The 12,142-nt window shown below is 70.9% G+C and carries 13 protein-coding genes; 5 read left to right on the forward strand and 8 right to left on the reverse strand.

All coding sequences use genetic code 11. The features are described from left to right. The first annotated feature begins 79 nt into the window (after window positions 1-79). Entirely contained in the window at window positions 80-736 is a 657-nt protein-coding gene (locus P3102_RS12980) for a TetR/AcrR family transcriptional regulator (RefSeq protein WP_276369255.1), read from the forward strand. Window positions 737-743: 7 nt separating this feature from the next. Here P3102_RS12980 and P3102_RS12985 read toward each other — a convergent pair whose 3' ends face one another. The 3 genes from P3102_RS12985 to P3102_RS12995 all read right to left on the reverse strand — a co-directional run bounded on the left by P3102_RS12985 (window position 744) and on the right by P3102_RS12995 (window position 4,246). Continuing rightward, complete coding sequence (locus P3102_RS12985; protein ID WP_276369257.1) at window positions 744-2,012, reverse strand: HRDC domain-containing protein; 1,269 nt, start codon at window positions 2,010-2,012, stop codon at window positions 744-746. Window positions 2,013-2,080: 68 nt separating this feature from the next. Then, entirely contained in the window at window positions 2,081-2,797 is a 717-nt protein-coding gene (locus P3102_RS12990) for a response regulator transcription factor (RefSeq protein ID WP_034318331.1), read from the reverse strand. A gap of 885 nt (window positions 2,798-3,682) precedes the next feature. After that, complete coding sequence (locus P3102_RS12995) at window positions 3,683-4,246, reverse strand: DUF3000 domain-containing protein (protein WP_276369259.1); 564 nt, start codon at window positions 4,244-4,246, stop codon at window positions 3,683-3,685. An 88-nt stretch (window positions 4,247-4,334) separates the two neighbouring features. Here P3102_RS12995 and hemE point away from each other — a divergent pair, with 88 nt between their 5' ends. The 4 genes from hemE to P3102_RS13015 are packed head-to-tail and all read left to right on the forward strand — an operon-like array spanning window position 4,335 to window position 8,911. Further along, entirely contained in the window at window positions 4,335-5,408 is a 1,074-nt protein-coding gene (gene hemE / locus P3102_RS13000; protein ID WP_276369261.1) for a uroporphyrinogen decarboxylase, read from the forward strand. Between the two features lie 5 nt (window positions 5,409-5,413). Then, entirely contained in the window at window positions 5,414-6,793 is a 1,380-nt protein-coding gene (gene hemG / locus P3102_RS13005) for a protoporphyrinogen oxidase (protein ID WP_276371136.1), read from the forward strand. A gap of 25 nt (window positions 6,794-6,818) precedes the next feature. Next, window positions 6,819-7,511: a hydrogen peroxide-dependent heme synthase gene (gene hemQ, locus P3102_RS13010; RefSeq protein WP_276369263.1), complete on the forward strand. Its 693-nt coding sequence runs from the start codon at window positions 6,819-6,821 to the stop codon at window positions 7,509-7,511. A gap of 11 nt (window positions 7,512-7,522) precedes the next feature. Further along, a complete protein-coding gene (locus P3102_RS13015; protein WP_276371138.1) occupies window positions 7,523-8,911 on the forward strand; it encodes a CoA transferase in 1,389 nt (462 codons plus the stop codon). On the opposite strand, the gene P3102_RS13020 is transcribed toward P3102_RS13015, so the two are convergent. The 5 genes from P3102_RS13020 to P3102_RS13040 all read right to left on the reverse strand — a co-directional run bounded on the left by P3102_RS13020 (window position 8,908) and on the right by P3102_RS13040 (window position 12,071). Then, window positions 8,908-9,252: a hypothetical protein gene (locus P3102_RS13020; RefSeq protein WP_276369264.1), complete on the reverse strand. Its 345-nt coding sequence runs from the start codon at window positions 9,250-9,252 to the stop codon at window positions 8,908-8,910. The genes P3102_RS13015 and P3102_RS13020 overlap by 4 nt on opposite strands. Further along, window positions 9,249-10,064 carry a DUF692 domain-containing protein gene (locus tag P3102_RS13025; RefSeq protein ID WP_276369266.1) on the reverse strand — a complete coding sequence of 272 codons (816 nt, stop codon included), beginning with the start codon at window positions 10,062-10,064 and terminating at the stop codon, window positions 9,249-9,251. Before P3102_RS13025 ends, P3102_RS13020 begins: the two co-directional genes overlap by 4 nt. Further along, a complete protein-coding gene (locus P3102_RS13030) occupies window positions 10,054-10,992 on the reverse strand; it encodes a TIGR04222 domain-containing membrane protein (RefSeq protein ID WP_276369267.1) in 939 nt (312 codons plus the stop codon). The genes P3102_RS13025 and P3102_RS13030 overlap by 11 nt, the downstream gene beginning before the upstream one ends. Window positions 10,993-11,323: 331 nt before the next feature. Continuing rightward, the gene (gene msrB, locus P3102_RS13035) at window positions 11,324-11,746 is read right to left on the reverse strand and encodes a peptide-methionine (R)-S-oxide reductase MsrB (protein ID WP_276369269.1); all 423 of its coding nucleotides are present in this window, start codon (window positions 11,744-11,746) and stop codon (window positions 11,324-11,326) included. A 19-nt stretch (window positions 11,747-11,765) separates the two neighbouring features. Further along, window positions 11,766-12,071, reverse strand: a complete 306-nt coding sequence (locus P3102_RS13040) for a hypothetical protein (RefSeq protein WP_276369270.1) — start codon at window positions 12,069-12,071, stop codon at window positions 11,766-11,768. Window positions 12,072-12,142 lie beyond the last annotated feature (71 nt).

Consider the following 12,142-nt stretch of genomic DNA (forward strand, 5'->3'; position numbering starts at 1 on the left):
AGAGATACCGGATTCGGTAACCTGGGCCGACCACCGGACGTGACAAAGATCTTCGCGAAGAAATGGCAGGATCGGATAGATGACGAAAACGACCGGCGTGGGAAGGCCGAGAGCCAGCGGCGCGGCGGCGAGCAAGCGGGAAGCCCGGCTCGCCGTACTGGACGCGGCGGGGGAGCTGTTCACCGGCGCCGGGTACGCGGCGACGACCACCCGAGCCATCGCCGAACGCGCCGGCCTGCGCCAGGCGTCCCTCTACTACCACTTTCCGTCCAAAGAGGACATTCTCGCGGCGCTGCTGGAGGACACCGTCCGGCCGTCACTGGACGTCGCGGGCGGGCTTTCGGCGCAGCTCGCGCCGGTCGGCGCGCGGTTGTGGGCGCTGGCGTACGCGGACATCCGTCTGCTCGGCAGCGCGCGGCACAACCTCGGCGCCCTGTACCTGCTGCCGGAGATCTCGTCGCCGAGGCTGGCGCGGTTCCGCGCCGAACGGGCGGAGCTCAAACGGGTTTACGGCTCGCTCGTCGCGGCGGCCGGCGTCCCCGGTGACCTCGTCGGCATCCGGACCGACCTCGTGTTCGGGCTCGTCGAGAGCATCGCGATCGTCCGGCGTGACCGACCGGGCCTGGCCGTCGAAGCGCACGCCGTCGAGGGGGCCGACAGCGTACTGAGGCTGGCCGGTATCGGCGAACCGGACGCCGAGCTGCGCGAGTCCGCGCGGGCGCTACTGGAGGACTGAAGCCGGGTCAGGCGGCGGCGGTGGCGTGGAGCGCTTTGCTCAGCGCCGCCACTGTCAGCTCGACCTGCCACGGCCGGGCACCGCCGTCACGGAGGACCTGGGCGACCGCGTCTTCGCTCAGCTCCGCGGGCGGGCGCCAGCAGGTGCGGCGCACCAGTTCCGGCAGCAGCAGGTTCTCGACCGGCAGCCGCCGGTCCTCCGCGATCGCGGCCAGCGCCGCGCGGGCGGCGCTGAGCCGGGCGGCGGCGTCGGGATCCTTGTCCGACCACCGGTTCACCGGCGGCGGGCCGTCGGTCTGCTGCGCGGGGGTGGGCAGTTCGTCGGCGGGCAGCGCACGGGCGGCCTGCAGATGCCGCAGCCAGCTCGCGGTGTACTTGCGCTGGACCCGGCCGCTGAACACCGGCAGCGCCTGCAACTGCTCGACGGTCTTCGGATCCGCGGTGACGGCGTTGATGATGGCGGTGTCGGGCAGGATCCGGCTCGGCGCGCGGTCGCGTTTGCGGGCGAGTTCGTCGCGTGCCTGCCACAGTTCGCGCACGGCGGCGAGACCGCGGGCGCTCCGGATCTTGTGCACCCCGGAGGTCCGGCGCCACGGTTCGACCCGGGGGGCGGGCGGCGGCGCGGTGCGGACGGCCTCGAATTCCTGCTGGGCCCACTCGAGCTTGCCTTGGGCGGCCAGCTCGGCCTCGAGCTTCTCGCGCAGCTCGAGGAGCAGCTCGACGTCGAGGGCGGCGTAGTTCAGCCAGTCGACGGGAAGCGGGCGCTTCGACCAGTCGGCGGCGCTGTGGCCCTTCTCCAGCTGGTAGCCGAGAAGGAGTTCGACGAGAGTGCCGAGGGCGACGCGTTCGTACCCGGCGAGCCGTCCGGCGAGTTCGGTGTCGAACAGGCTCTTCGGGCGCAGGTCGAGTTCGGCGAGACACGGCAGGTCCTGGGAGGCCGCGTGCAGCACCCATTCGGCGTTGTTGAGCACGTCCGCGAGGGGTTCGAGCTGCCCTTCGAGCGGAATGGGGTCGATGAGGAAGGAGCCGGCACCTTCGCGGCGCAGCTGCACGAGATAGGCCTTCGGCCAGTATCGGTAGCCGGACGCGCGTTCGGTGTCCACGGCGATGGCCCCGCTGCCGCCCGCGATCTTCACGCAGGCTTCGGCGAGGGCCGTCGCGTCGGCGATCACCGGTGGAGTGCCCTCGGCGGGCTCGCGCAGAAGAACCGGTCCACCGGTGTCCTCGGTGCCGGTCTTCGGGTCCGTCTGCGGTTCTCCGGGTCGGTCGCCTTCCATAGGTGAAGACCCTACGGGACGGGCGGACCGCGCCTGGTCCGCCCGCCCCGCGGGGTTGTTCGCCTTTGTCAGCGGATCACGCCGGCACGCATGGCCAGCGCCACCATCTGAGCCCGGTCACCCGTGCCGAGCTTGCGCCCGATGCGGGAGAGGTGAGACTTCACCGTGAGCGCGGAGAGGCTGAGTTCCTCACCGATCTCCTTGTTGCTCTGGCCGTCGGCGACGAGCTGCAGCACCTCGACCTCGCGCGCGGAAAGCTCGCGCGGGGTGTTGTCGGTGCCGGCGACTCGGGTGCCGGTGGCCAGGACCGGTGCGACGCTCGGGTCCGCGTAGACGCCGCCCTCGAGCACCCTGCGGACGCCGTCGGTCACCACGACCGGCGATGCCGACTTGAGCAGGTATGCCTGGGCGCCGGCTTGGAACGCCGACCTGACCGCGTACGGGTCGTCTGATGAAGCGAGCACCACTACTCGAGGCCAGCCATGGCTACGGAGTTCCGTAACCAGCTCGATGCCGCTGCCATCCGGCAGTCCGAGATCGAGGATCGCCAGGTCACAAGGCCCAGTGGCCTGTGCTCGCGCCCTCGCCTCGGCCACCGTGGCGGCCTCGTGGACGGTGCCCGCACCCATCTGTGCGAGTCTTGCTGAGATTGCCTCCCTCAACAATGGGTGGTCATCGACCACCAACACGGAAAAAAGCTCTTCCCGCGGGTGCGGAACCATGCTCGCCGGCAATGAACCGGCTGGCGTGGATCGGACGGCCTGAGAAATGCCGACGGTAGCCACGTCACTACCTCCCTGGAGTCGGTCGTGCCCCCCGACCGGCACCGGGACTTTCGGCCGTTTAGCCGCGCCAGCTTTAGACCGAAAGTGGTGTCGTCGATGGCACTGTAGCCGCCCTGAGGCCTTCACGGGGGGATCGAATGGGTATCTATCTGAAACCAGCGGTCACTCAGGGAGTTCGTAGTAACACGATCGGGCTAGTACACAGCCGGTGGCTAACACATCGCCGAGCGAACACGATGCACTGGGGATACCGGGGCCCAACCGATCGTGCAGATGAGCCGTGCACCTGCCGGTGCCGCTGCCCGGGACGCCGGGAAAGCAGTGTGCCGGAGCCGGGAAACCGCTCGCGGCGTGGGGGCGCGTCCGTTCGCGGAGAGTCACGAATCGCTCCGCTCAGTGACCGTGATGGTGACGCTCCGGAAGGGCTTCGGGGCGTTTGCGGGCCGACTCGATCTTGTTGCGGACGGTGACAGCCGGATTAGCACGAACGGGGTGGTCCAGACCTCTGTTCGCCCGGCTCCGCGCTGGTCGGGGCCGGTCTGGTCCATCTGCCCGTGAGGCGACCTCCGGCGGCGTACGGACGCTCTGAGGGCCTTGCGGATGAAACAGCCGAAGGCGCCTTCGTCCGCTTCGTCCGCTTCGCGGGTCGTCTTGAGTACATGAAGGCCCCCTTCCTGTACCTAGGCGCAAGGAAGGGGGCCTTCATGTACTTGGGGCGCCGGTCTGACGGCGATAGCAAGGGACCTTTAGTATCGCTAGCTTTTCTAGCGGCGCTAGCTGGCCGAAGCTCGCAATATAACCCGAATGCCATGTCTCGATTGGTGGGAATTCGGCGTGTCGGGCAGCGAAGAGGTCTCTGTGCGGGGTCCCGTCAAGCGCCGAGCTTCAGGAGGACTGGCGCTGTTCGAAGAGGGTCACGCCCACCGGCGGCAACCCGACGACGCTCGCCATCACCTGGCAGAACGCCTGCCCGTGCGGCCGCAGCGCGGCGTCGGTCGGCGTCCAGGACGCCCGGAGTTCCAGATCGTCGGTGCGCGAGGGCCCCGAGATGTCGCCGAAGCGCGCCGAGGATGTTTCGGTGACGGTGCCGCCCAGCGCCGTCCAGTCCGCGCCGGAGCTCTCCAGCGCGTCGGTCAGCCAAGACCAGCCCACGGCCGGCAGGAAGGGATCAATCGCCAGTTCACGATCGAGTTCCGCGCGGACGTACATCACCAGCCGCAGGACCCCGTCCCAGCCCTCCTGGCCGTCCGGGTCGTGCAGCAGCACCAGTCGTCCCGACGCCAGCACGTCCGCCGGCCCCTCCACCTCGCAGCTCACCGCGTAGGACCACGGCGCCAGCCGCTGCGGCGGGCGCATCGTCTCCAGTCGCACTTCGGGGCGGGGCCGGACCGATTGCAACGCCGCGACGGCTTCACGGAAGAGATCGGGTACTGACGTCATCGCGGTCACCAACCGACTGTAGGACGCGATCGTCCGGTTCGGGGCGCAGACGCGCCGAGAGTAGGGCCGTGGAGCGCCCGTGGCACCATGAACCGTGATGTCTCCTTCAGTCGCTTCTTCCGCGCAGACCGTTCCCGCGGCCCGTCGCGCCCTGCCCGGCGCGCCGTTCCTGGCCGCCGCGCGCGGCGAACGCCCGGCCCATACCCCCGTGTGGTTCATGCGCCAGGCCGGCCGGTCGCTGCCCGAGTACCGGGCGCTGCGCGAGGGCACTTCGATGTTCGAAGCCTGCTTCGACCCCGAGATGCTCGCGGAGATCACGCTCCAGCCGATCCGCCGTCACGGCGTCGACGCGGCCATCCTCTTCAGTGACATCGTCGTCCCGCTCAAGGCGGCGGGCCTCGACATCGACATCGTCGCGGGCACCGGGCCGGTGGTCGCCGAGCCGATCCGCGACACCGCGGGCGTGCGCGCGCTGCCGGTGCTGGACCCGGAGCAGGTGGAGCGGGTCGCCGAAGGGGTCGGGCTGCTGGTCGGGTCGCTGGGCGAGACGCCGCTGATCGGCTTCGCGGGCGCGCCGTTCACGCTCGCGTCGTACCTCATCGAGGGCGGCCCGAGCCGTAACCACGAGCACACCAAGGCGCTCATGCACTCCGAGCCGGAGCTGTGGCACGAGCTGGCCGGACGTCTCGCGGACATGGCGATCACCTTCCTGTCCGCGCAGCTGGACGCCGGGGCCGACGCGATCCAGCTGTTCGACTCGTGGGCGGGGGCGCTGTCGGAGCGGGACTACCGCGAGTTCGTCCTGCCGCATTCGGCGAAGGTGCTGTCCGCGGTCGCGCGCTACGGCGTGCCCCGCATCCATTTCGGTGTCGGCACCGGCGAGCTGCTGGTGGCCATGCGCGACGCGGGTGCCGACGTGGTCGGTGTCGACTGGCGCGTCCCGCTCGACGAGGCGGTCCGGCGGCTCGGCGGCGGTGTCGTCCAGGGCAACCTCGACCCGGCGCTGCTGCACGCGTCCTGGCCGGTGCTCGAGGCGGAGGTCCGGCGCATCCACGCCGAGGGACGCGCGGCCGACGGCCACGTCTTCAACCTCGGCCACGGCGTACTGCCCGGCGTCGACCCGGACGTCTTGACGCGCGTGGTCGGGCTGGTGCACGAGCTCCAGCCGTGAAGCCCGTGCACACGGTCGCCGTCGTCGGCGGCGGTATCTCGGGACTGACCGCGGCGTACCGGCTGCGGACGTTGCTCGGCGAAGACGCCCGGATCGTCGTCTTCGAGGCGACGGGCTCGCTCGGCGGGAAGCTTCGCACGGTCGAACTCGCCGGTGAACGCTACGACGTCGGCGCGGAGGCGTTCCTCGCCCGGCGTCCCGAAGCGCTCGCCCTGGTCCGCGAGGTCGGGCTGGGCGGAAACCTCGTCCACCCCACCGAGGCCCGTGCCAAGATCCACGCCGGTGGCTCCGTGCTCGGCCTGCCGCCGGGCACGGTCATGGGCGTTCCGGCCTCGGCCGGCGCGGTCGCGGGGGTGCTGTCGGAGAAGGGCCGAGCCCTGGTGGAGGCCGAGTCGTCGCTGCCGCCGGTGGAGCTGCCCGCCGACGACGTGCCGCTCGGTCCGCTGCTGCGCGAGCGCTTCGGCGACGAACTGGTCGACAGGCTGGTCGATCCGCTGCTCGGCGGGGTCTACGCCGGGGGAGCGGACGGCCTCGGGCTGCGCGCGACGATGCCCGGTCTCGCGTCCGCGATCGATCGCGGCGCACGTTCGCTCACCGAAGGCGCCGCCTCGCTCATGCCCGCCTCGCCGAGTACGGCGCCGGTCTTCGGCACCCTGCTGGGCGGCCTCGGAACGCTGATCGCGCGGCTCGCGGAACTGGCCCGAGCCGAGATCCGGACCGAGACCACCGTGACGGCCCTCGAGCGCACCGCCACCGGCTGGCAGGTCGACGACCTCGATGCCGACGCCGTCCTTCTCGCCGTCCCGGCGCCTTCGGCCCGGCGGTTGCTCGACGGCGTCGCGGAAGCGGCCGCTTCGGCGTTCGCCGAGGTCGAACTCGCCTCGATGGCGGTGGTCGCGCTCGCGCTCCCGCCGGGTACCGCGTTGCCGGAGTCGTCCGGGGTGCTGATCGGCGCGGGGGAGCGGGACACGGCCGGGAAGCCGTTCGCCGCCAAGGCGTTCACCTTCTCCTCCCGCAAGTGGGCGCAGTACGGCGAAGGTCCGGTGCTGGTGCGCGGCTCGGCCGGCCGCTTCGGCGAGCCGGGGGCACTGCGTGCCGACGACGACGAACTCGTCCGCGTGATCCGCGACGATCTGGCCCGGCTGGCCGGGGTCACCGCCGAACCGATCGACACCCTGGTCACCCGATGGGGCGGCGGGCTCCCGCAGTACGGCACCGGGCACCTCGGACTCGTCGAGCGGATCGAACGGGCCGTCGCGGACGTCCCGGGGCTCGCCGTGGCGGGCGCGACGCTCCACGGCGTCGGACTCCCGGCGTGTATCGCCACCGCCGACGCGGCCGCCCGCCGCATCGCCGGGATCACACCGACCCACGAGGGCTCCTGAGCACCGGCAGTGCCAAGATGGCGGTATGGCGCGGCTGAACTACAACGAGCTCAACGACACCATCCGCTACACCGCCTGGTCGGTCTTCCGGGCCGAGCAGGGCAAGCTCGGCGAAGACCGCGCGAAGGCGACCGCGGAGACCACCGAGTACCTCGACGCGCTGGAGGCCAAGGGCGTCGTCGTCCGCGGCGTCTACGACCTCTCGGGGCTGCGGGCCGACGCCGACTACATGATCTGGTGGCACGCCGAGGAGATCGAGCAGGTCCAGGCGGCCTACAGCGGTTTCCGGCACACCCCGCTCGGCCGCGCGTCGGTGCCGGTGTGGAGCCAGGTCGCGCTGCACCGTCCGGCGGAGTTCAACAGGAGCCACATCCCGGCGTTCCTCGCCGGTGAAGAGGCCCGGAAGTTCATCTGCGTCTACCCGTTCGTCCGCTCCTACGAGTGGTACCTGCTGCCGGACGACGAGCGCCGCAAGATGCTCGCCGACCACGGCAAGGAGGCCCGCGACTACCCGGACGTCCGCGCCAACACGGTCGCGTCGTTCGCGCTGGGCGACTACGAGTGGATCCTGGCCTTCGAGGCCGACGAACTGCACCGCATCGTCGATCTGATGCGTCATCTGCGCGGCACCGAGGCCCGCCTCCACGTGCGCGAGGAGATCCCGTTCTACACCGGGACGAAGATGGCCCCCGCCGAGCTGATCGCCCTGCTGCCCTAGTGAACGCACCAGTGGACGCCCGCGTCTGGACCACGCTCACCGGCGACACCCTCGCCGAAGGCGCCGTCGAGGTCACCGGACCGGAGTCGGTGCTGCCCGGGACCTTCCGGGTCGAGGAGGCGGCGACCACGAGCATCGCCGCCGCGACGCTGGCCGCCGGTGAACTGTTGCGGCTGCGGGGGATCGAGCCGGGCAAGGTCTCGATCGACACCCGGCACGCCGCCGCGTCGTTCCGCAGCGAGCAGTACCTCCGCGTCGACGGGGAACCGGTGCCGTTCAGCGCGCCGCTGTCCGGCGACTACCGGGCGAACGACGGTTGGGTGCGGCTGCACTGCGACTATCCGCGGCACGTCTCCGCCGTGTGCTGGGGTCTGGGCGTGCCCGCGACCCGCGCAGCCTTCGAGAAGGTCGTGGCGGCCAAGTCGAAGTACGAGGTCGAGTCGGCGGTCGTCGGGGCCGGCGGGGCCGCCGCCGTGCTGCGTTCCCGCGAGGAATGGCTGGCGCACAAGCAAGGGCAGGCGTCGAGCGGGTTGCCGATCGCCGAGATCCGGTCGCTCGGGTCGTCGGAACCCGTGCGGTTGTTCGAGTCCGATCGGCCGCTGGGCGGGGTGCGGATCCTGGACCTGACCCACGTCATCGCCGGGCCGGTCGCGGGCCGCGTACTCGCCGCGCACGGCGCCACCGTCATGCACATCGGGTCGGCCCAGCTGCCGACCGTGCCGCCGCTGGCCGTCGACACCGGGATGGGCAAGCTCTCGGCGTACGTCGACCTGGAGACCGAAGCCGGGCGCTCGCGGCTGCGCAAGCTGATCGCCCGCGCCGACGTCGTGGTGCAGGGTTTCCGGCCGGGTTCGCTGGTGGCCAAGGGCTTCTCGCCGGAGGCGATGGCCGAGCTCCGGCCGGGGATCGTGGTCGCGGACCTGTCCGCCTACGGCTGGGAAGGGCCGTGGGCGCGCAGGCGCGGGTTCGACAGCCTGGTGCAGATGGCGTCGGGGATCGCCGACGAAGGCGGCAAGACCGCCGGACTCGACGGCCCTGGACCGCTTCCGGTGCAGGCGCTCGACCACGCGACCGGCTGGCTCACCGCGGCGGCGATCATGACCGCCCTCCGCCGGGCGGTCACCGAGGGCGGCAGCCGGCATGTCCGGACCTCACTCGCCGGGACCGCGGAATGGCTGAACTCACTGGGCCGCAAGGAAGCCGGTCCCGCCGGGTTCGACGGCGGCGAATGGCTGGAAGAGGTCGACGGTCAGCTCGGCCGGGTCACCCGGGTGAAGATGGCGGGCACCCTGCCGGGCTCGAATCCACAGTGGACGGAAGCGACGCACGTACCCGGAAGCGACGCACGTACCCGGAAGCGACCGCCCGGTCTGGTGAACCCGCCGCAAGTAGGTGACTAATTGCGGCGTAGCCAGCGCCCGAACCGGCTTCGGGGTTTCGGTACTTCGCCGCGTTCCACGAGCCACGCGCCGAAGGTGTCCGCGTGGGCCCGCGCGCGGATCGCGTCGGTCTTGGGGTGACTCGTCGCGTACTCGCGGAACAGCGCGCCGAACCGGTCTCCGAGAGCCTCGGCGAGGTCCGGGCGAAGGAAGGCGACCAGCCTGCTCCGCTTGTTCCGCAGGACGTCCGCCTCGATACGGAGCCTGTCCGTGGCGAAGCCCGCCGGAGCGTCGCCGCCGGCGAGCAGCGCCTTGAGCAGCTCGGCCTGCCGCGCGGCGAGCCGCTCCCGCGGCGACGTCACGGCGAGACCGCTTCCCTGAGCGCGGCCAGTTCGGCCGCCAATTCGCTGTCCGGCGGGTAGTCGTCGTCGCGCTCCAGCAGGACACCCGGCGGCTCGGTGCGCCGCCGCAGTTCGCGCAGCAGGTCCAGCACTTCCGGGAGCACCGGGTGGGCATGCGTGTCGTGGTAGACGCCGTCGCGTTCGACACCGCCCGCCAGATGCGTGTACGCCAGCCGCTCCCACGGGATCTCGTCGAGGAACCGTTCGGGATCGGTGCCGAGGTTGCGGGCGTTGGCGTACAGATTGGCGACGTCGACGATGAGCAGGCAACCGGTCCGGTCGGTCAGCTCGCGCAGGAACTCCGCTTCGGTGAACTCCGCGTCCGGCCACTCCAGCACGGCCGCGATGTTCTCCAGCGCGAACGGGACCTCCACGATGGACTGCGTCAGTTCGACGTTGTCCACCAGGACGTCGAGCGCTTCCCGGGTGCGGGGGAGCGGCAACAGATGCCCCGAGTCGAGGCCGCCCGCGCGCACGAAGCACACGTGGTCGCTGGCCATCGGCGCGCCGAGCTCGCGAGTGATCTCCGCGAGATGCTCGACGCGAGCGGTGTCCAGCGGTTCGGCCCCGCCCAGCGACAGCGAGACCGCGTGCGGCAGAACCGGCATTCCCCGGTCGCGCAGGGCGAGCAGGGTCTCGGGCAGGTGCCCGGCGTGCAGGTTTTCGGCGACCACCTCGACCCAGTCGACGCCGGGCAGCCGCGCGATCGACAGGTCCAGCTCGTGCCGCCAGCCGATGCCGATCCCGAGCCGGCCCGGCCCGTCAGCCACCACAGCCGCCGCCTCCGCCTCCGCAGGAACTGCCGCCGCTGCACGAGCTTCCGCCACCGGTACTGCACGAGGAGCCACCGCCGGACGAACCGCCGCCGAAACCACCGGAAACCGGAGGCGGGATCAGGGCCGCGCTCAGTTCCTCGTCCGGGTAGTAGGAGAGACCGCCGAACGCGACCGCCGTGGCGGCGGCGCCCAGCACGGCGCCGCCCATCATCGCGCCATCGCTCGCGGTCGCGTCGGGGATCCCGCGCTTGCGCTCCCGCCCGTGGGCGGACCTGGCCCGGTGGAGGATCCGGTCGCCCTCGCCGGTCGGCCGCGGACCCGACCGCTTGTTCTTGACCGCCCGGGCGACCAGCGTCGCGAAACCGGCCGCGACCAGCAACGCGATCAGGAAACCGACGGGGTGGTCACCGGAGATCCCGGCGACCAGGCGTGCCACACCGAGGACGAGCACGGCGAGGTACAGGAAGAACACGACCTGGCGGATCCGCGGCGCCCGGTCCGCGACCACGAGTCCCCGGTCCTCCAGCCCCTTGGCGAGCGCCTGCATCGGCCCCGACATCCGCAGCCGGTCGCGGATGCCGCGAGTCGTGGCGTTGTACCCCGGCCGTGCGCCCTTGGCGACGGCCCTTTCGATCGGGTCGGCGGGCTCGGAACCCGTCAGCTGGAGCTGCTTCGCGCTGCTGACCCGCAGCGTCCCGCGGTCGACCAACGCCGCGATGGCCGTGTCGACCACCCGGTCCGGGCCACCGGCGAGGTAGGCGAGTTCGTACACCGTCGGCTCCGGCCCGCGCCCGGCGGCGCGCGGTGCCTTGCGGCCCAGCTTGACCGCGATCGTCCACCCGAGACCGACGACCAGTGGGAACACCAGCAGGGCGCCATAGATCGCCAGGAAAGTCGGTCCGGGGATGCCCCAGGTGTCTTCCATCGCACGGGCCTTTCGCGAGCAGGTGCACTTACCGTGATCGGACGCTCTTCCGCCCGGTCGTGGTTCCATGATTCGAACATCCGGAGTGGGCTTTCACGACGGCAGTTGGGCCGTCAGAAACTGCCGATCCCGCAGGTACGGGAACCGGCCCCATCACCCCAGGGGAAGGCAGCGAAGCCACCGAGAGCCACCGTGCCCGCCGCACCGGAAACGAGGCCACAGCGCCGGAAGCACCGCCCGAAGGTTCGCTCATCCGAAGACACCGCCCTCCCCGGCGCTGTTCCTGTACACGGGGAACGCGTCGGGGAGGGCGGTGGTTGGCTTCGTTCGGTTACGACTCGGGAACGAGCGTCAGCGAGATCGAGTTGATGCAGTACCGCTGATCCGTCGGCGTGTCGTAGCCCTCACCTTCGAAGACGTGCCCGAGGTGGCTGTGGCACGACTTGCACAGCACCTCGATCCGGCGCATCCCCATCGCGGTGTCCTCGCGGAGGAGGACGGCGTCGGTATCGGCCGGGTCGTAAAACGACGGCCAGCCGCAATGGCTCTCGAATTTCGTGTCGCTGCGGAACAGTTCGGCGCCACAGGCTCGGCACTGGTACACACCGGTGGTCTTGGTGTCGGTGTACTCCCCGGTGAAGGGGCGCTCGGTGCCCGCCTCGCGGAGCACCGCGTACTCGTCGGTGCTGAGCTGCTCCCGCCATTCCTGCTCGGACTTGACCACGCGGGGCGTGGCTCCGACAACGGGTTTCATGCCTTTCACCGGTTCCACGTTACCCCGCGAGCCACGTGATGGCCCGGCCGATGATGTCCCATGCGGTGACCATCACGCCGAGCACGATGAGGATCACGACGAGTGCCGAAATCCACCAGCGCAGACCGCCGAGACGGTTGCTGGAGTCGGCGAAATCGGAGACACCGTCGAGACAGGCTTCCACGGTGAAGTTCGGGCCGCAGCGTTCGATGCGGTCCAGATGCTCGGCGAAGGCACGGGCTTCGGGATCGTACGGGTCGAGCCCTACCAGATCCTCGTCGAACCGAGGATTCTGGCCAGGTCCGAAAGGTCCGCTATCGGCCATACCGGCAACAGTAGGCCACGAACGGCGATTGGCCTACCACCAGCGAGGCGGGTCTCACCATCGCTACGGCC

Source organism: Amycolatopsis sp. QT-25 (genome assembly GCF_029369745.1).
In the GTDB taxonomy this organism is placed as follows: Bacteria; Actinomycetota; Actinomycetes; order Mycobacteriales; family Pseudonocardiaceae; genus Amycolatopsis.

What these genes read in the sequence shown, in the direction of transcription:
- P3102_RS12980 (WP_276369255.1), top strand. Translation starts at nt 80, where the DNA reads ATGACGAAAACGACCGGCGTGGGAAGGCCGAGAGCCAGCGGCGCGGCG.
- P3102_RS12985 (WP_276369257.1), bottom strand. Translation starts at nt 2,012, where the DNA reads ATGGAAGGCGACCGACCCGGAGAACCGCAGACGGACCCGAAGACCGGC.
- hemE (WP_276369261.1), top strand. Translation starts at nt 4,335, where the DNA reads ATGTCTCCTTCAGTCGCTTCTTCCGCGCAGACCGTTCCCGCGGCCCGT.
- hemQ (WP_276369263.1), top strand. Translation starts at nt 6,819, where the DNA reads ATGGCGCGGCTGAACTACAACGAGCTCAACGACACCATCCGCTACACC.
- P3102_RS13030 (WP_276369267.1), bottom strand. Translation starts at nt 10,992, where the DNA reads ATGGAAGACACCTGGGGCATCCCCGGACCGACTTTCCTGGCGATCTAT.
- msrB (WP_276369269.1), bottom strand. Translation starts at nt 11,746, where the DNA reads ATGAAACCCGTTGTCGGAGCCACGCCCCGCGTGGTCAAGTCCGAGCAG.
- P3102_RS13040 (WP_276369270.1), bottom strand. Translation starts at nt 12,071, where the DNA reads ATGGCCGATAGCGGACCTTTCGGACCTGGCCAGAATCCTCGGTTCGAC.